This window comes from Streptomyces sp. NBC_00483, assembly GCF_036013745.1.
GTDB lineage: Bacteria > Actinomycetota > Actinomycetes > Streptomycetales > Streptomycetaceae > Streptomyces.
The window spans coordinates 8,408,938-8,427,962 of record NZ_CP107880.1; the positions used below are offsets into that span (position 1 = coordinate 8,408,938).

The 19,025-nt window shown below is 69.9% G+C and carries 14 protein-coding genes and 1 pseudogene; 6 read left to right on the plus strand and 9 right to left on the minus strand.

Translation table 11 applies throughout. From position 1 onward, the window contains the following. Nucleotides 1-16: 16 nt before the first annotated feature. From OHA73_RS37520 to OHA73_RS37540, 5 genes are all read right to left on the minus strand, one after another. Nucleotides 17-1,825 carry a TerD family protein gene (locus OHA73_RS37520; RefSeq protein WP_267068265.1) on the minus strand — a complete coding sequence of 603 codons (1,809 nt, stop codon included), beginning with the start codon at nt 1,823-1,825 and terminating at the stop codon, nt 17-19. Nucleotides 1,826-2,030: 205 nt separating this feature from the next. Continuing rightward, on the minus strand, nt 2,031-3,383 hold the full coding sequence (locus OHA73_RS37525; protein ID WP_327657313.1) for an MFS transporter: 1,353 nt from the start codon (nt 3,381-3,383) through the stop codon (nt 2,031-2,033). A gap of 43 nt (nt 3,384-3,426) precedes the next feature. Further along, a complete protein-coding gene (locus OHA73_RS37530) occupies nt 3,427-4,707 on the minus strand; it encodes a M20 family metallo-hydrolase (RefSeq protein ID WP_327657314.1) in 1,281 nt (426 codons plus the stop codon). 164 nt (nt 4,708-4,871) lie between these two features. After that, a complete protein-coding gene (locus tag OHA73_RS37535; protein WP_327657315.1) occupies nt 4,872-5,693 on the minus strand; it encodes an IclR family transcriptional regulator in 822 nt (273 codons plus the stop codon). A gap of 5 nt (nt 5,694-5,698) precedes the next feature. Beyond that, the gene (locus OHA73_RS37540) at nt 5,699-7,099 is read right to left on the minus strand and encodes a dihydroorotase (protein WP_327657316.1); all 1,401 of its coding nucleotides are present in this window, start codon (nt 7,097-7,099) and stop codon (nt 5,699-5,701) included. Between the two features lie 452 nt (nt 7,100-7,551). Between OHA73_RS37540 and OHA73_RS37545 the strand changes: the two are divergent. Next, nucleotides 7,552-7,995, plus strand: a pseudogene (locus OHA73_RS37545) (amidase family protein); the annotation flags it as partial. Here the strand turns inward: OHA73_RS37545 and OHA73_RS37550 are convergent. The 4 genes from OHA73_RS37550 to OHA73_RS37565 all read right to left on the minus strand — a co-directional run bounded on the left by OHA73_RS37550 (nt 7,940) and on the right by OHA73_RS37565 (nt 14,320). Then, nucleotides 7,940-8,905, minus strand: coding sequence for a 3-keto-5-aminohexanoate cleavage protein (locus OHA73_RS37550; protein WP_327657317.1), 966 nt, complete (start codon nt 8,903-8,905; stop codon nt 7,940-7,942). The pseudogene OHA73_RS37545 and the gene OHA73_RS37550 sit on opposite strands and share 56 nt — an antisense overlap. Before the next feature lie 148 nt (nt 8,906-9,053). Further along, nucleotides 9,054-11,999 (minus strand): FAD-binding and (Fe-S)-binding domain-containing protein, encoded by a 2,946-nt coding sequence (locus OHA73_RS37555; protein ID WP_327657318.1) that lies wholly within the window; start codon nt 11,997-11,999, stop codon nt 9,054-9,056. A 116-nt stretch (nt 12,000-12,115) separates the two neighbouring features. Continuing rightward, the gene (locus OHA73_RS37560; protein ID WP_327657319.1) at nt 12,116-13,324 is read right to left on the minus strand and encodes an MBL fold metallo-hydrolase; all 1,209 of its coding nucleotides are present in this window, start codon (nt 13,322-13,324) and stop codon (nt 12,116-12,118) included. 93 nt (nt 13,325-13,417) lie between these two features. After that, the gene (locus OHA73_RS37565) at nt 13,418-14,320 is read right to left on the minus strand and encodes an alpha/beta hydrolase family protein (protein ID WP_327657320.1); all 903 of its coding nucleotides are present in this window, start codon (nt 14,318-14,320) and stop codon (nt 13,418-13,420) included. 354 nt (nt 14,321-14,674) lie between these two features. On the opposite strand from OHA73_RS37565, the gene OHA73_RS37570 reads away from it, so the two are divergent. From OHA73_RS37570 to OHA73_RS37590, 5 genes are all read left to right on the plus strand, one after another. Continuing rightward, a complete protein-coding gene (locus OHA73_RS37570) occupies nt 14,675-15,154 on the plus strand; it encodes a MarR family winged helix-turn-helix transcriptional regulator (RefSeq protein ID WP_267068256.1) in 480 nt (159 codons plus the stop codon). 128 nt (nt 15,155-15,282) lie between these two features. After that, nucleotides 15,283-16,098 (plus strand): IclR family transcriptional regulator, encoded by an 816-nt coding sequence (locus tag OHA73_RS37575; protein WP_327657321.1) that lies wholly within the window; start codon nt 15,283-15,285, stop codon nt 16,096-16,098. Nucleotides 16,099-16,278: 180 nt separating this feature from the next. Further along, a complete protein-coding gene (locus tag OHA73_RS37580; RefSeq protein WP_327657322.1) occupies nt 16,279-17,781 on the plus strand; it encodes a 2-hydroxymuconic semialdehyde dehydrogenase in 1,503 nt (500 codons plus the stop codon). 49 nt (nt 17,782-17,830) lie between these two features. Then, entirely contained in the window at nt 17,831-18,601 is a 771-nt protein-coding gene (locus OHA73_RS37585; RefSeq protein ID WP_267068253.1) for a 2-keto-4-pentenoate hydratase, read from the plus strand. Continuing rightward, nucleotides 18,598-19,023, plus strand: coding sequence for a RidA family protein (locus tag OHA73_RS37590; protein WP_267068252.1), 426 nt, complete (start codon nt 18,598-18,600; stop codon nt 19,021-19,023). The genes OHA73_RS37585 and OHA73_RS37590 overlap by 4 nt, the downstream gene beginning before the upstream one ends. The last annotated feature ends 2 nt before the right edge of the window (nt 19,024-19,025 follow it).

A 19,025-nucleotide genomic window follows, 5' to 3' on the forward strand; every position in this document is an offset into this window, starting at 1 on the left:
CTTGGGCTTGGAGTGGCTATTCGACGTCGACCCCGTGGGCACGGGCGAGACCGTCGAGGCCATTCGCCCAGCCCTGGCCCACGGCTCGTAGTTTCCAGGTGGTGCGACCATCGACGGGGTGCTGGTACAGCTCGGCGACGACCATGGCGCGGATGCCGGGGTCGGCGGGTGGCTGGAACGACCAGGCCATCCCGGTGATGTCCTCGATGCGCAGGGTCGTGTGCGTGAGGGAGCCGCAGGTCAGTCCGGTGTCGACGTCCATATTGATGGCCACGGCGACGCGCCGTACCCGGGGCGGCAGCGCGGCCAGGTGCAGGGTGGCCCGTTCCACGGTCCGGGGTCCGTCCTGCTGCTTGCCTAGCAGTCGCGCGGCGCCATCGGCCCCGGCGGGTTGGTGGTAGAAGACGAAGTCGTCGTCCGTGGCAACCCGTCCCTCGGCGCCGGTCAGGAACAGGGTCAGATCTGCGTCCGCGCCGGCGAAACCGAACGTGATGTTCAGCCCCTGCCAGGCATCTTCGGGCAGCGGCACGGTCTGGCCGGGGACGAGTACGGTCGCGGCCGGCTCGGGTGCCGGTTCCGGCAGTGGTGCGGACGACGCCGCGCGTTTCCACTCGGTGAACGACCTGATGCGGAACGGGTCGGTGGCCGGAACCTGATCGCTGGTCGGGTCGACGGAACCAAGGGTGATGTCGAGGTCTGCGAGAGGGCTTTCGCCGGTGTCGGATTCTTCCTGGGCGTGGTCCAGCAGTTCCTGGAGTCCGGCGACGCGGGTCGTGTCCAGGGGCTTGATGGTGCTGGAGAGATTGCCCGACGCGGTTGTGGCCACGGCGCAAGAGACGTCCTGACCGATATCGAGGAAACGCAGCGCGTCCTCCGGTTCACGCCAGGGCGTGGACTCGACCGCCTGCCGGGTCCAGCGACCGTAGGCGACAAAACCGAGTCGCTGGGTGTCGGGCAGGCGGGTCAGCACGGCGAGGTCGATGGCCGTGATGCCCGGCGCTGTGGCGAAGCCCTCCTTGAGGGTGGCGACGATGTTGGAGCCCATGGCGGTCAGCCACCACAGGACACGGTCCCGTTTGGTGAGCTTCTTCAAGGTGGGGCGCCCGGCGGGAGTCATCGCCGGAGTCTGGGTCGGCATCGCATCGAGATCTTGCTGCCGCATGACGACCGACATGACCGTGCTGTCCACGCCGACGGCGCAGCCAGCGGCCGGGTTGTCCGAGAAAGCAGTGTTCACCGCCTCGCAGACGGTGTCCTCCTCGTTGGCGACAAGAGCCCGCCACCACTGCACCGCTTCGGCTTCCAACTGCCGCTGAATCCCGTGCAGTCGAGCGATCTCTGCGGACAGGTAGACGGGCGCGTCCTGCTCCGCCTGTTGCCGGGCGGCAGCCCGCTGCGTGCGGGCCAGCCGGCCGACACCTTGGAGGTGGAAGGTGCGGGCCTCTGCCATCGCCCACGGAAGACCCAGCTGAGGCGGTTCCGGGAGGACGGGCGGATGGGCCTCGGGGAACGACTGCAGATGCACGCTGGTCGTCTGCTGCCGCAGCTCGCGCAACTGCGCGATCGCCGCGTCGCGTTCCGCTTCCTGCTGGGCTCGCTCCGCCTGCCGACGCGCCCGGTCCAGCGCGGTCGCCGATGGCGCGGTGGTCCGCGAACGCGGGGAGCGGCGCGTGCTGGACCGCCGTCGGCCGTTGCTGAGTGAGCTCGACGCGTATAGAGGGCCGAGCCCGGACGAGATCCGGGAACCACCGCTTCCGACGCTGACCCGCGCGATCCGCGGCCCGACCGAGGTCCTCACACCGCGCGTCGAAACCCGCACGCTCATCCCAGGCACACCGACACGAAACCCGAACCCCATGATTTACCTCATTTCTCCTCAGCCAGTGTGCATTACGGGCACGGGTGGAAGCTCAGGTTCAGGTTCCTGCGTGAGGGCACTGGGGTGTGTGGCGGGCGCCCGGCGGCATGGCCGCGCCCGCCCAGAACCCAACCTGAGCAGTTCAGGAGGCATGTCGGCGCTGCTCCCGGCCTTACCCCTCCTGTTCCGCCACCCTCCGCACCTGACGGTAGAGCGAGGGGAGGACGGCCAGGCAGCAGGCGGAGCCGATGATGACCCAGATCGTGGGGGCGTAGACCGTCAGGTCGGCGGTGGCCCAGGTCATCAGGAGCGGGGTGGTGCCGGCGAAGCAGACCGCGGCGATGTTGTAGCTGAGGGACAGGCCGGTGGAGCGCACCCGTACCGGGAACGCCCGGGGCAGTACGGACGAGACCACGCCGGCGAACCCCGCCACGGTGGCGCAGAGCACCATGTGGACGGCCAACAGCACCGGCAGGTACGGCTGCGCGTGCAGCCACATCAGGCACGGTGTGGGCAGGATGATCATCGAGACCGCACTGCCCACCAGCAGCGGTCGGGTTCCCACCCGGTCGGCCAAGCGGCCGGCCGCCAGGCAGCCGACGAGGACGACGACGTTGCCGACGAGTGAGGCGAGGAACGTCTGTTGGTCGGTGAAGCCGAGACCGGCCTCCGGCAGCTTGTAGTACGTCGGGAGGTAGATGAGGAAGGCGTAGACGCTGATGGTCCACAGCATGGAGACGAGGAGAGCGGTGCCCAGCGCGTCCCTGTGCTCGGTCAGGAGAATGCGCAGCGGCCCGGGTTGATCGCCATCGTCACCGGCCGCCGAGTCCTGCTCGGTGAACGCCTCGGTCTCCGGCAGCTGCCGGCGGATGTACACACCGACCGGAATGATCAGCAGGCCGAGCACGAAGGGGATCCGCCAGGCCCAGTCCTGCAGCGCCGACTCCGGGAAGACCGAGGTGATGATGAAACCCACCAGAGCGGAGAGCAGGTTGGAGATGCCCATCGACGCCTGCAGCCACGACGCGTACAGCGAACGGCGGTCCGCGGGCGCGCTCTCGATCAGGAACGACGCGGCTCCACCGATCTCGCTGCCGGTGGAGAAGCCCTGGAAGAGCCGTCCGATCAGCAGCAGGATCGGGGCCCCTACGCCGATCGTCGCGACCGGCGGCGCCACCGCGATGACGAGCGTGCCGATGCCCATCGCCCCGATGGACATCATCAGGGCGGCCTTCCGGCCGATCCGGTCCGCGTAGACACCGCCGACCAGCGCCCCGAGGGGCCGGGCCACGAACCCGGCGCCGAAGACCACGAAGGTGCTCATCAGCGCGGAGGTCGCGTTGCCGCTGCGGAAGAAGTTGTGGGCGATGTAGCCGGCGAAGAAGGCGTAGACGGAGAAGTCGTACCACTCCATCGCGTTGCCGAAGGCGGCCGCGGCCACCGATCTCCGGGCGATCGTGTGCGGGACGCCCTCGTGCTGCACCGGGGGCGCATCGGCCCCGGTCGTTCGACCCGTTGTCACCATCGTGGGCCTCCTTCTTCGAGCGTGGTGGTGTGGGGGATGGCGGCTACTGGATCGAGACCGGCTTGTCGCGGTGGTCGAGGTCGACGAGGGTGGCCGCGAGGACATGCGCGCCGCGTGCGATGTCCGCCACCTCGGTCAGCTCCTCGGGGCAGTGGCTTCGGCCGCCGACGGAGGGGATGAACACCATGCCCATCGGGCCCAGTCGAGCCAGGTGGGCAGCGTCGTGGCCGGCACCGGAGGGCACCGCCTTCCAGTCGAGGCCGAGCCCGTCGGCCGCGCCGGCGATCATGTCCTGCACCAATGCGTCGGTGGGTACCGGGTCCTGGTCGGTCAGCCACTCGAAGTCCACGCCCACACCGCGCTGCCCGGCCTCCGCCGCGATCTCGTCGACGATCTGCTTCTGCGCGCCGCGCAGCCAGTTCCCGTCCACACTGCGGATCTCCGCCCACAGCCTGGCCTCGTCGGTGATCACCCCCATCGAGCGGGGTGCGGAGTCGATGCTGCCGAGAGTGGCGACGCCGTGCACCGGCGCGCCACAGCCGACCCGCTCGACGGTGAGGACCGCGGCCGCCGCCGACACCAGGGCGTCGTGCCTGTCTGGCATCGGCGTGGTGCCCGCGTGCCCGGTCTGCCCGGCGAAGTGCACAAGGAGGCGGTCGATCCCGGCGATCGCGGTGACCACGCCGATGCCGTGCCCACTGCGCTCCAGCAACGGCCCCTGCTCCACATGGAGTTCGACGTATCCGTGGACGTCCCGGGCCCGCCAGCCGGAGCCGAGTGCGGCACCCGGGGAGAGTCCGAAGCCCTCCATGGCGTCGCCGAGCCGGAGGCCGGTTCCGTCGGTGCGCTCCAGGTGTTCCGGGGCGAGGATGCCGGCGATGGAGCGGGAGCCGAGGCAGGAGATGCCGAACTCGTTGGCCTCCTCTCCGAGGAAGTCGACGACGAGCAGGTCCCGTTCGAGACGGGTGCCGGTCTCTCGCAGGCGCTGGGCGACCTCGATCCCGCCGATGACTCCGACGATGCCGTCGAAGCGGCCGCCCTGCCGCACGGTGTCCGTGTGTGAACCGGTCACCAGCGCCGGGGCGGAGGTGTCCTTGCCCGGGAGCCGGCCGATGATGTTCCCCGCCGGGTCGACCGTCGTTTCGAGGCCGGCCTCGATCATCTGGGCGCGCACCCACTCCCGGGAGGCGCGATAGGGGTCGGAGAAGACCTCCCGGCTCCAGCCTGCGTGGTCGGGGTCGTGAAAGGCAGCGAGCTCGTCGAGTCGCCTGCTCAGGCGCTCCGGCTCCGGCGCGAGACGGTCCAGGTCGATGCGGACGGTCATGGTGGTCCTCGGTTCTCCGGTACGGGGGTGGGCCATGGGTGTGCGGGATGAGGGACGAAAAGGGGGCGTGGCGTGCGGGGTTCGGGCGGAGACGGAGACCTGCCCGGTGTTTCCCGCAGGTCGGCGCTCCGCACGGGCGACGGTGGCGCGGGCGATGTGCGTGGCTACTCGGCGTGCGGTGCTCGGCGAGCGTCGCCTTCGGGCACGGGGCCGGGCGGGATCCAGGCGGCGGGGAGATCACGCGGCACCCGGGCCGCCAGTTCTACCGCAGCGCTGCGCAGCGCCTTCAACGCGACCGCGGGATCGGCGAGGCGGTTCTCCGCGGCGACCACCGACAGGGCGCACAGGCACCGACCGCCGACCACCACCGGTACCCCGACCGCCGACATGCCGGGAGTGAGCCAGCCGCGGGTGACGTGGTATCCCTGACGCCGGATCAGCCCCAGTTCGTGCCGCAGCCCGGAGACGTCGGGGGTCGTCGCGGTGTACCGGTGCAGCCGGCCTTCGAGTACCTGCCGGCGCACGGCCGCCGGGGCCAGCGCAAGCAGCGGAGTGGCGCTCGCTCCCGAATACAGCGTGTGCACCTCGCCGGGGTGGAAGGCCACGCTGCCGGGGCCGCTGCGCCGAGAGTCCAGGCACAGCGCCGCCGAGTGCACCCGTACCGACAGCGCGCTGGTCAGTCCGGTCGCCTCGCGGAGCCGGAGGAGAAAGGGCCGGGCGACGTCCACCAGGTGATCGGGGTGGTCCGAGGCCCGGTCGGTGAGCCGTTCGCCCGGCAGCAGCCGGTCGCCGACCTGGACCAGGAACCCGGAGTGCTTGAGGCGTTGGACGTACCGGTAGACGGTCGACAGCGGCATATCGAGTCCCGCGGAGATCTCCGCGGCGTCGACCTGACCCCGGTCCTGTACGAAGGTCAGCATCCGCAGCCCCCGGTCGAGCGAGCTGAGCCCGCCCGGCATCCGCCCGGCACCCCGGTCTGTGGCCAACGCACTCAGTCCCGGCGTACCTGGGCGCCTCGACCGGCCGCGCCGACCAGTCCCTTGCCCGCGTCCCAGACGACGTCGCCGCGGCTGAGTGTCAGGGTGACCCGGGCCCCCGGTACATGCCCGTCGTACGGGCTCCACCCCGCGTTGGAGTGCAGCGACGGCGTCTCGATGCGCCAGTCGGGAGACGGAGTGAGGACCATGACGTCCGCATCGTAACCAGGTGCGAGGCGCCCCTTGCGGCCGCCCATCCCATAGCGGTCCGCCGGGTTCTCGGTGAGCGCCGCCACGGTGCGGGAGAACTCCTTGCCCGCCCCGTAGCGGCGCAGGCAGGCCCCGAGGGTGGTGGAGACCAGCGTCTCGGTGCCCGGCGTTCCGGAGCTGTTGTCGAGGATCCGCTCGTGGTCCTTGAGGGCGGCCGGCCAGGGAGCGTGGTCGGAGGAGATGACCGAGGCCGTGCCGGCGATCACCGACTGCCACATGGCCTCGCGGTCGTCGGAGCCGCGCAGCGGCGGGTTGATCTTCAGTCGGCCGCGCTGGCGCACCATGTCCTCCTCCGTGAGGAGCAGGTAGTGCGGGCAGGTCTCGAAGGTGACGTCGACTCCCTGGCCCTGGTACCAGGCCACCAGGTCGGAGGAGCGCCCGGTGGAGAGGTGGCACAGGTGCAGCGCGTTGCCGCGGTCGGCGGCGATCTCCATCGCGGTGAGCACCCCGAGCGACTCCGAGACCGGCGGGCGGGTACGCCCGTGCACCCGCGGATCGGTGGAGGCCCGATTCGACTCGTCGGCCAGCAGCGCCTTGATGATCTCGTTGTTCTCGGCGTGCGTGCACAGCGTCGACCCGGCCTCGCCCACCGCCGACGCCACATCGAGCAGCTCGGCGTCGTCGATCCGGGGAAAACGGAACGGGTCGGTGTCGAAGAGCGACACCTTGAAGCCCACCACGCCGCCCTCGACCAGCTCGCCCGCCCGCCGCCAACCGCCACCGGGCTCCAGCGTCCCGAGCAGGGCCACGTCGATGACGGCCTCGTCGGCGAGCTTCTCCTGCTTCGCCTCGAGCCGCTCCCGGCGGTTCACCGGACCCGTACCGTCGAACGGCATCTCGACGATCGTGGTCACACCCCCGGCCGCCGCCGCGGAGGTGGCGGCCAGCAACCCTTCCCCGGAGTGGGAGTAGGAGTGCACATGGGCGTCGACCGCGCCGGGCAGGACGAAGGACTCACCGACATCGATCACGGACGCACGGTCCGGGACGACCGCACCGCCCGGCGTCGCATCGTCGGGAACGACGGCGCCGATCCGGCCGTCCTTGATGAAGACCCGTCCTCGCTCGAAGGAGCCCGCCGCCGTCTGTACGAGGCCGACGACCACCGTGTCGGCAGTCCGGCATGCCTGTTCGGAATCGCTCATGCGGCGCACGCTACGAAACGGATTTCGGGGCGGGGGAGCGGATTCCCGCGGAATGGGAATGCCGGCCGGGGCGGCCGGCCACCTTGTGCGCCGTCTTCCGTTACTCGTACAAAACAGGACGTCCCTGCGTTCCTTGCTGGCTGTTCCTGCTGGAAGGAGTCCGGTGTCTGTGACGAGTGAACGCGTTCCCTGTCAGGGGGACGCGATACGGCGCAACAAGTCGGCGGACCTTCGTCAGTGGACGGAAGTGATGGAGCGCGAACACGCCGGAATGTCCTTCCGCGCGATGGGCGGTGACTTCGCAGGGGAGCTGCGGGCGGTGGGGGAGAGGCACCTCCATATGCTCAGCATCGACGGGAAGTTGCTTGCCTGCCACCGCAGTTCGAAAGATGTGGTGCGGGATGCCACGGAGCGCATCGACATTTTCTTCATGATCGACGGCGCTCGGCGCCCAGGTCGTCGAGATCGAACTGCCCCACTACGCCGAGATGACCACGGCCGACGAAGTCATCATGTTCTCCGAGGCCTTCAGCTACCACCTGCCGGACCTGCGTACCCGATGGCTCGGCTACGGAGCCGCCACACGGCAGACCGTCGGCGCCGCCCTCTACTACAGCTCCGCCGACTACCTCCAGGCCCAACGGGCCCGCCGCGTCGGCCAGAAGGCGATCCAGCGGACCTTCGAGAACGTCGACCTCATCCTCACCCCCACCGTCGGCGGCGGCGCCGCCTCCCTGGAACGCGTCAAGGACGGATTCTTCCAGCCCGGCGGCATCGGACCCGTGTACACGGGCTACTGGGACACCACCGGAAACCCGGTGATGAGCGTCCCCTTCGGCTTCACGGACGACGGCATGCCCCTGGGGCTGCAGATCGCGGGACGCTGGTTCGACGAACAACTCGTGCTGCGCGCCGGTGACGCGTTCCAGGGACGCACCGACTGGCACCTTCACGCCCCCGATCCCCTGAACTCCCCAGTCCCGCAGCCGAACATGACGGTCGACCGCGCTGTGAGGACGTGAAGATGCCGCCCGCCGTCTGGCGTGCCGCCTCCGGAATGCGGGGGCATGGCGGACGAGGACAAGGACGGAGTGGAGGCCGCGGTCGCGGAGTGGTGGCTGCACCGGCGCCGGGAGTAGAAAGAGGGGGTGTCCGAACGGCACATGAGTGTCGGCAGATTGCCGCAACCATCCGTGAACGGCGGGGTACGGAGCTCGGTGTCCCAGAGAAGGCATACGCCTGGCGGGTGACTTGTAAGAGGATCCGCGCAGCGGCTGGTTCGAGTTCGCCCAGCAGGCCGGCAGCGGCGTGGGCCGCACGCTGCGGGGTGGTCTCGGTGATCTCGGCCAGGATGCGCAGGACGCGGTGGGATTGGGGCCAGTCCAGGAACGGCTGTGCCGTGCCAGTACCGGAGTAGATGCCGGCCTCGATACCGACCCCCCGCTCCAGCAGGGCCGCGGCCACATCAGTGGCACCGTCCTCATGCCAGTTGACGGACGCGTGGTCGGGCAGCACGGTCCAGGCCCGGACCTGCGCGGCGCGGGCCCGAGGATCCGCCGTGGCCCACGCGCCGGTGGTGACCCCGACGGGGACGCCCGGGACCGCGGCCCGGACCGAGTCGACCGTGGCGGCGACGGCGGCGGCGTCCAGCGTGTCCCGGCCGTCACGGTCCTTGGGGTGCAGATGGATGTCCTCGGCGCCGGCGGCGACAGCCTCGCGGGCCGCTGTCGCCAATTCGTCCGGGGTCACCGGGAGATGGGAACACTCGGCGCGGCTTCGAGCGCCGTTGAGACATGCTTGCAGCATGGTGACATCTTCGCAGCTCGCGACCGGGAGGCTGGTGGGCGGACGGCAGCGCGATGAGACCGGGATCGACTCCCACGGATTGATCGCGACTCGATACGCGCCGTCGGTCGGGACTCATGGGCAACGTGCCCTGCGGGCCGGTTCGCCGTCATGGTTGTGCCGGTCGTGAGCGGTGGGTGCCCTGGGCGCGCTGATCGAGGAGCTGGGCCAGGTGCAGGCCGGGCCGCGAGGGATCGAGCTGGTTCACTTGCCGGGCGCAGGAGAAACCGTCGGTGAGTACGGCGGCGTGGCGGTCGGTGGCGCGCAGCGCGGGGGCGAGCGCGTTCTCCGCGACCTGCATGCTCACGTCGTAGTGCTGCGCCTCGAAGCCGAAGTTGCCCGCCACGCCGCAGCAGCCATCGGCGTCGACGACGTCGCGTACGCCGGCCGCTGCGAGCACCGTGCGTTGGGCGGCGGCGCCGAAGACCGAGTACTCGTGGCAGTGTGCTTGGAGCACGACCTGATCCGGCAACGGCCTTGCCGGGGACGGCTTCCACCCTGCTTCCACACGGTTGGCGAGGTACGCGGCGAAGCTGCGCACGCGGGCCGCCACGCGCTTGGCCTGCTCCGTGTGGACCAGTTCGGGCAGGTCCTTGCGCAGCGCGGCCGCACAGCTCGGCTCGATGACGACGATCGGCCGGTCGGTGCCGTCGTCGAGTGCTTCCGCGGTCTTGGAGAGCAGCCGCTTCGCGGTACCGAGCTGGCCCGTCGAGATCCACGTCAGACCGCAGCAGGCATCCGCGGAACACTCGACGGCGTTGCCGGAATCCGTGAGTACGCGAGCCGACGCACCGGCGACCTCGGGTCGGAAGCCGCGGGTGAAGGTGTCCACGAACAGGACCACTGAGTCCTGGTCGGCGGCCCCGTCAGGAGGATGGATACCGGCGTCGGAGATCTCGCGCCGCCACTCGTCCGCGCCGGCGAACCGCGGAAGCGCGCGCCGCGTGGTGAGCCCGCCCGCCGCCGCGGCGACCTTGGCCAACGGGGTGGCGAGAACCGCGTTGACGAGCCTGGAGAGGCGCCCCGTCAGCTTGAGCCATCGAGGGAGCCAGCCGAGCGAGAAGTGTGCGAGGGGCCGCCGACGGCCACGGTAGTAGTGGTCGAAGAACTCCGCCTTGTACGTGGCCATGTCCACACCGGCCGGGCAGTCGGTCGAGCAGGCCTTGCACGCGAGGCACAGGTCCAGTGCCTCGCGGACCTCTTCGGACCGCCAGCCCTCCTCGACCGTGCGGGCGCCACGGACCATGTCCTGAAGGACGCGGGCGCGGCCTCGCGTCGAGTCCTTCTCGTCGCGTGTGGCGCGGTAGCTCGGGCACATCACGCCGCCGCTGTCCGCGCGGCACCGGCCCACGCCGATGCAGCCCTGAGTGGCGTGCACCCAAGGGTCCGTCCCGGCGGATGCCGCCGGGCTCAGGTCGAAGCTCGTGCGCCATTCGCGCTCCGGCACTCCCGCGAGGGCGAGGTGGGCGTCCATCGGGTCGGGATCCGTCATGGAGCCGGGGTTCAGGATGCCGTCGGGGTCCCACAGTCGTCGGCACTCGGCGAACGCGGCCATCACCGCCGGCGAGTACATGAGGGGCAGCAGCTCGGATCGGGCCCGGCCGTCGCCGTGCTCGCCGGACAGCGATCCGCCGTGCCGGACCACGAGTTCCGCCGCTTGCCGAGTGAACCGGCGGAAGACGCCGCGGCCCTCCTCGCTGCGCAGGTCGTAGGTGATGCGGATGTGCATGCAGCCCGCGCCGAAGTGTCCGTACATGACCCCGGTGAGTTGGTGTGCGGCGAGGAGTTCGCGGAGGTCGGCGAGGTAGTCGGCGAGCCGCTCGGGTGCGACGGCCGAGTCCTCCCAGCCGGGCCACGACTCACCCCCGGACGCCAGACGTGAGGACAGTCCTGCCCCGTCCTCCCGGACACGCCAGAGGGAAGCCCGTTCCGCCGGGTCCGCGGCCGCTCGGCCCTGGACGAGCCGCCCGTTCCGCGCGAGCCGTGCGAGAAGCCGGTCCGCCTGGGCGGCGACGGACGCCGGGTCGTCGCCGTCGAGGTCCACAAAGAGCCATGCGCGGCCCTCGGGCAGCCCCAGGACGGCATCCGCCCCTCGACGATGCCGCATCGTGGCCACGATGGCCTCGTCGGTGCCCTCGACGGCGGCCGGCGAGAACCCGAGGATCGTGGGGATGTCGCGGGCGGCGTCGACGACGTCCTCGTATCCGAGGCACACGAGCAGTGCGCTCGCCGGCTTCGGTACGAGTTTCATGCGGGCGCCGACGACGATGGCCCACGTGCCCTCGGAACCGACCACCGCGCGGGCGATGTTGAACTTCTTCTCCGGCAGGAGGTTCTCGAGGTGATAGCCGGACACCTGCCGGGGGATGCGGCCGAGTTCGAGGCGGAAGACGCTCAGATTCTCCTGCGCGAGCCGGGCCAGTGACTCCGTGAGGGACTTCGCCCGGGCGGCGGAGAAGGCGTCGGTGGGACGGGTGGCCGACAGCCCGGTCTCGGTTGCCGTGAGCCGTGCGCCGTCGGCGGTGACGAGGTCGATCTCCGTCACGTGGTCGGAGGTGCGGCCGTAGCGGACGGAGTGGTTGCCGCACGCGTCGTTGCCGATCGCTCCACCGACGGTGGCGCGATTCTTGGACGAGGGGTCGGGCGCGAACGTACGGCGACCACCGGTGACGCGTTCCACCTCGCGGGACAGCGTCGCGAGGACGACACCGGGCTCGACGTCGACCGTCCCGGCCTCCTCGTCGATGCCGAGGACGCGGTCCATGTGCCGGGAGAGGTCCAGGACAAGTCCGGGGCCAACCGCGTTGCCTGCCATGGACGTTCCGCCGCCTCGGGCGATGACGGCGGTGCCGATCGCCCGGCACGCCGCGACAGCGGCCACGACGTCCTCGACGGTGCGCGGGAAGGCGACGGCGAGCGGTTCGACGCGGTAGTTGGAGGCGTCGTACGCGTACTCGGCACGCCGCCGCGACGACGCGTCCGCCGGGACCCCTGCCTCCGCGAGGCGCCGGAGCAGCTCGGTCGCCGGGGCGCTGACGGAATCGGTCGTGGGCATGAGCTCTCTTTCGGAATGACGGGTGGCAGCGGCGACCGCGGCGCCGGGCAGGCGCTCGTGGCCGGTGTCGGATCGTGCTTCTCGCCGCCGACGGTTCCTTCACGGGCGATCCGGAACTACGTCGACGGATGGCGCGGACCGACCCCGATCACATCGAGGTCATGGCCGATGACCAGGCGCCCGTCGAACCCGTCGGCGGCGCGCTGGAACTGCGCGTCCTTGCCGTTGCCGGGGACGATGTGGGAGAGCACCAAGGTTTTCGCGTTGGCCTCCTGGGCGACCTTGCCGACGTCCTCCACCAGGGTGTGCGCCTTGAGGAGGTGGTTGTACATGGATTCCTCGTCGGGGTCCCGTGGTGCGGGGTAGAGCGAGGCGACCCATGTCTTGTCGATGACTTCATGGACGAGCACGTCGGCGTCGCGTGCGAGCGCGACCAGGTTGGGGTTCTTCCCGGTGTCTCCGGAGAACACCACCGAGCCGTCGTCGGTGTCGAACCGGTAGGCGAGCGCGGGGAACACCGGCGCGTGGTTCACCAGCGTCGCGGACACCCGCACGCGATCGTCCTCGTAGAAGGTGAAGGGTTCCATCGCGGGACAGGGGGCGCCGTTGGGGTCGGCCGTGTACTGCGGCGGGACCGGGACGTCCCTGGCCTCCCACAGCTGTCGCGGATGCGGTTTCGCGTTGTCGAACATGCGGTCGTTGATGTCGGTCGCGTAGGCGCGTACGAGGAGGTCTACCATCTGCCGGGTGCCCGGGGTGGGGGTTTCTCCGCCCACGGGTTCCGGTGCTTCGCGATGGCCGAACACCGGGGGCAGCTGCCCCCGGTTGCCGGGGCCCCAGATCGGGAAGCGGTCGGCGTGCTGGAGGCCGTTGTAGAGGCCTTCGGTCAGGATGTTCGGCAGATCCACGGTGTGGTCGGAGTGCAGGTGTGTCAGGAAGACCCCGGCCAGGACGTCGAGCGGACCGTCGAAGACGGTGTCGAAGTTGGGGCCGAGGCGGGCCTTTCGCAGCTGCCGAACGACTCCGTGGCCCGCGTCGATCAGGTAGTACCGGTCACCCACCACGAGCGCCGAGGCGATGCCCTCCCTGGTGCCGCCCGGCCAGTACGGCGGTCCGCCGGAGGTTCCCAGCAGGACCAGCCGGGTGCGTCGGCCGTCGTGGGGCACGGGGCCGAATTCCCTTGCTGTGTACGGGATTTGCGCCGCGCCGGCCTCGGTCGGGTACATCACCCCCGCCGCGGTCATTGCGGCGCCGCCGGCCAGGCCGGTGAGGACGTTGCGCCGCGGGACGCTTCCGGGCCGGGTTCGGGCGAGAAACTCACACATCGATGTCTCCTTGAGCTGGAGAGGCTGGGGAGTGGTGCGGTTCTGCTGGCGTCCGGGACCGTACGAGGGGCGGACGCGAGTCTGGCCGGGGCCCTACGAGGGGCGGACGCCGCCGTGTTCGGGGTCCAGCGTTCCCGGCGTGGCCTCGTGCCGGAGCAGTTCGAAGGCGGCTGCGGCCGCAACCGGCCAGGCGGGCCCGCCTGGGTCGACGACATCGAAGTGGTTCGCCCCTTCGAGAGGGGAGAGGTCGACCGTGTCACCGAGCCCTGTCGCACGCTCGGTGAAGCGACGGGCGTCCGAGATCAGATGGCGCCTGCTGTCCGCGTTGCCGACGATGACCTTGAGCGGGACGCCGAGCGGGAGCATCTGCGTCGGGGAAGCCGCCCCGAGGCGTGTCTCGGCCTCCTCGACGCCGTCGGTGTCCGCACCCAACAGCGTGCGGATCGTGGGTTCTTCGAGCCGGTAGGAGAGGTCGAGGGCACCGGCGAGCGAGACCGCTCCGCACACCGGCAGCGGATCGGGTACGTACAGGGGGCTGTCCTCGGGGACCCGGTGCCGGCCGGCGGCCCACACGCCCAGATGCCCGCCGGAGGAGTGGCCGACCACCACGACGCGATCGAGGTCCAGTTGGTGAGGGCCGGCCAGCGCACGGAGGTGGTCGAGGCCCGCGCCGACGTCGAGGAACGTTCCCGGCCAGCCGCCGCCCTCGTGGCCCACGCGCCGGAACTCCAGGTTCCAGGTCGCCACTCCGGCCTCGGTGAGCGTGGCCGCCAGCGGATCGCCGTAGCTCATGTTCCAGTTGGCGGACCAGCCTCCTCCGTGGACGAAGACGACCACCGGGTGGCCGCCCGGGGCGGTCCGGTCGGGCAGCCGCAGGTCGCCGAACTGCAGCGGGTCGTCGCCGTAACGGATGCGGCGATCCGCTGGTGTGGGAGGCAGCCACTCCACGATGTCCTGCTCGGTGGGGTTGGCGTACTCGACCGCGCTGCGGTGCATGGACTTCTCCTCGTGCAGGTCGACTCGTGCAGGTCGACGTGGGGTGGATGGATCACGCGATTCAGGTCCCCGAGTTGCGGCCATGGGCCGGGAGCGGGGCGGCCGAAGAGAAGGACAGAGCTGCGCAGCAGGCCCACGCCGAGGAACGGTAGGCAGCATACGTCTCATGTTGCCTCTGTCAACGTCCTCGTATCACGCCGTTCAGCTGTGGTTTTGCTTCACATCGGGGTCTTGACGCTTGGAATGTACGACGTATGCTGCCTATATGTTTCGGTCCTCAGCCGGGGCGGAACCTGGGTGCCCCCGTCCCGGATCCGCCACCATGCATCCGGCGCACACGGCAAGCTGGGAACGATGAACTCCAACGACACTTCCGGATCGGACGAACAGGCCGGCGATCGGCTCCTCGACGAGTTCGATCTCACGCAGAACATCTCCCACCTGCTGCGCCGGGCGCACTTCCGCGCGGAGGCGATCTTCAAGCAGGAGATGGCCGGCCATGAGCTCACCCCCCGACAGAAGGCGCTGCTCCTCGCCGCTCGCCAGCGGCCCGGGGCGACCGTCAACGAGCTGGCCAAACAGATCGCGCTCGATCGCAACTCGACGGCCGAGATGCTGGGCCGCCTTGTTCAGCAGGGCTTACTGGAGAAGACACCGGCCCCGACGGACAAGCGGGCATCGGCCGTCCACATCACTGAGGACGGTTCCGATCTCCTGCGTACGGTCATGAGGGACGACCAGCACGTCGAGGACCGGATCGTCGAGCCGCTTCCCGAGGAGTACCGGCCGCTGTTCCGTAAGTGCCTGCGCATCATGAACGGCCTCGAAGAATGACGTTGAACGGCCTCGGATAATGACGGCCGGTCCGTCGCCGGAGTACCGGTCGAGGTAGAGGTTCTCAATCGCGCACCCCGAATCCGTGGCACTGATGAGTGAGCACTATCGCGGTGAGGCGATACACCATGCACAACGACACCTACGACCGCACCAAAGTCCTGGACAAAGCAGTCCTGGTCCTCTTCAGCTTCACCGCCGAGGACCAGGCGGTCTCCTTCAGCGAACTGATGGAGCGCACCGGATTTCCCCGGGCGACGCTGCACAGAACTCTCGCCGATCTCGTCGCGGTGAATCTGGTCGAACGGACGCCGGAACGCGGATATCGGCTCGGCCGTGATCTATTCCAGCTCGGCATGAGGGCTTTCAACGAGCGGAATCTACTCGAAGTGGCCACGCCGTTCATGGAGGACGTGTACGAACGCACCCACCAGACCGTGCACCTCGGCATCATCGACCGCACGGAAGTGGTGTACATCGCCAAGATCGGCGGTCATCGCCAGGCCGTCACGCCCTCCCGCGTGGGCGGCCGCATGCCCCTGCACTGCACCGCGGTCGGAAAGGCGCTGCTGGCCCACGCGCCCGACGAACTCCTGGGCCGTGTCCTGCGACAAGGCCTGAAGCCGAGGACCGGCCGCACCATCGTCTCGGCCCACGTGCTGCGGCAGCAGCTGGCGACGGTTGCCGCCGCCGGTGTCGCCTACGAGTACGAGGAATCGGCCCAGGGCATCGCCTGCGTAGCCGCTCCCGTGCTCGATCACAGCAATACTCCGATTGCCGCAGTCAGTGTCACCGGGCCCCTTCCAGGATTCCGTCCCGAGCGGCACAGCAGAGCAATCTGTGTCGCCGCCACCGGAATTGCGAAGGTGCTGCGGAGTTCGGAAAGCCGTCAGCGGGAAATCAAGGCCTCCAGTTCCAGTGGCCGGAACTCCGGGCTGGATTGACGCGGAAATCTCCGCACATACTGGCCTTCACCCCGTGGTGAAGGTGCTGTTCAAAGAAGACCTTCGCCGTTTCATCTGGTTGCCGCGCGGCTCCGAAACCTCCCGGCAGCGACAGGGTGAGCAATACATGGGCGGTCCCGCGGGACGCCGTCCCATTCTCGGAAACGAAAGGGATTCACCTTGCCTGCGCATGAACCGGCCTTCAATGGGCCAGGCGACACCTCGGCCGCCTGGATCAGTAACTTCGTCGACGGGGAATTCGTCGAGCCCGACCCCGGACGCTTCTTTGACGCCGTCGACCCCGCGACCGGGAAGGTGTTCGCGCAGGTTCACGAGGCCGACGGCCCCCTGGTGGACCGTGCCGTCAACGCGGCGCGGCGCGCCCTCGACCAGGGATGGGCCGACACCGCGGTCCAGGAGCGGGTGGCCCTTCTGCGCCGGGTCGCGGACGGCATCGAGTGCCGCTTCGAGGACTTCGTCACGGCCGAGGTACGCGACACCGGTAAGCCCGTCACCCAGGCACGCACCCTCGACGTCGCCCGCGCCGTGCAGAACTTCCGGGCCTTCGCGGACATCGTGGCCGCAGCAGGCGAAGAGTCGTACCTCAGTGAACTGACCGGTGGCCGACGGGCGTTGAACTACACCGTGCGCAAGCCGCTCGGCGTGGTGGCGGTCATCGTGCCCTGGAACCTCCCGCTGCTGCTCCTCACATGGAAGGTCGCGCCCGCGCTCGCCTGCGGGAACGCGGTCGTCGTCAAGCCCAGCGAGGAGACGCCCGGCACCGCGACCCTGCTCGCCGAGGTGATGCGGGAGGCCGGAGCCCCGCGCGGTGTCTACAACGTCGTGCACGGCTTCGGTGGTGGTTCGGCGGGGCAGTTCCTGACCGAGCACGAGGGCATCGACGGTGTCACCTTCACCGGCTCGTCCGCGACCGGGGCCTCCGTCATGCGGGCCGTGGCGCCGCGGGTCCGCCCGGTGTCCTTCGAACTCGGAGGCAAGAACGCGGCGATCGTCTTCGACGACGTCGATGTCGACGAGGCCGTCGACGGGCTGGCCCGATCGGTGTTCACCAACACGGGCCAGGTCTGCCTGTGCACGGAACGGGTGTACGTCCAGCGGCGGGTCTTCGACGAGATCGCCGACGGCCTGGTCCGCCGCGCCCAGGGACTGCGGATGGCCGACCCCTGGTCCGAGACCACCACCACCGGACCGCTGATCTCGCAGAACCACCGCTCCAAGGTCTTCGACTACATGGCGTCCGCGGAGCAGGCCGGCGCGACGGTGCTGACCGGCGGAGGCGTCCCGGCGATGGGTGAGCTGTCCGGCGGCTCGTGGATCGAACCGACCCTGTGGACCGGCCTGACGAACAAGGACCGGGCCGTCCGCGAGGAGATCTTCGGCCCCGTGGCGGCGCTCATCCCCTTCGACACCACCGAAGAGGCCGTCACGCTCGCCAACGACACCGACTACGGACTCGCCGCCGCCGTGTGGACCAACGACCTGCGGCGCGGTCACGACGTCGCGCAGCGCATGCGGACCGGCATCTCCTGGGTCAACACCTGGTTCACCCGCGAACTGCGCTCGCCCTTCGGCGGGGCCGGCCTCTCCGGCATCGGCCGGGAGGGCGGCGAGCACTCCCTGCACTTCTACACCGAGCCCACGAACGTGTGCGTGCAGCTGTGACCGCGACCCCGTCCCCGTACGCCGCCACCCCTGCCAGTAAGGAGCTCCGATGAGCCTGCCGGAGACCACCCTCGACGCCCTCGCGCAGCGCCTCGACGAGGCGGCCGTGAAGCGCGCCGACACCCCCAGCCTCGCCGACGACGTCGAGTTGTCCGTGGCGGACGCCTACGCGGTCCAACAGCGGCTGCTGGCCCGCCGGTTGGAGCGCGGAGAGTCGTTCGTCGGCGTGAAGCTCGGCTTCACCAGCCGCGCCAAGATGATCCAGATGGGGGTGTCCGACGTGATCGTCGGACGCCTCACGGACGTGATGGGGTATACCGACGGTGACTCGGTGGGCCTGTCCACCTTCATCCACCCGAAGGTCGAGCCGGAAGTCGCCTTCCGTCTCGCCGCCGACGTCGACCTCGACGGTCCCAGCGCCGCCATCGAGTCCGCGGTCGACGCCGTCGCGCCCGCCATGGAGATCATCGACTCCCGCTACCGCGACTTCCGGTTCACCTACGAGGACGTCATCGCCGACAACACCTCCGCGGCGGCCTACGTCATCGGCGCCTGGCAGCCCCTCCAGGACGTCGACGACCTGGAGGTGCGCCTCGAAACCCCGGAGACCACCGCGACCGGTTCCACCGCGGCGATCCTCGGCGCCCCTACCCAGGCCCTGCACGCGCTCGTCGACATGTGCCGTCGCCACCGCATCCCCCTGCGTGCCGGGGACGTCGTCCTGGCGGGCGCGGCGACCGCGGCCGTCCCCTTCACCGAGGGGGTCACGCAGTGCGACGTGGCCGGACTCGGACGAGTAACTGTGCGAGGTACCAAGTGAGTTCAGCACGTGTGGTGGAGACGCTCGCCGTCCCGCGCGGCCGCTTCCCCCATGTCAAGAAGGCCGGAGACTTCGTCTACATCTCGGGCACCAGCTCACGCCGCCCGGACAACACCATCGAGGGCGCCGACGCCGACGGGTTCGGCACGACATCGCTCGACATCCGCGTCCAGACGCGCGCCGTCATCGAGACGATCCGGAAGATCCTCGCCGAGTTCGGCGGCGACCTGCACGACCTGGTGCAGGTGACGACCTATCTCGTCTCGATGAACGACTTCGGTGGCTACAACGAGGTCTACGCGGAGCTCTTCGACGAGTCGGGCCCCACGCGCACCACGGTCGCGGTGCACCAACTCCCGCACCCCCACCTGCTCCTGGAAATGCAGGCGGTCGCCCACCTGCCGGGCGCCGCCAACCGATGAGC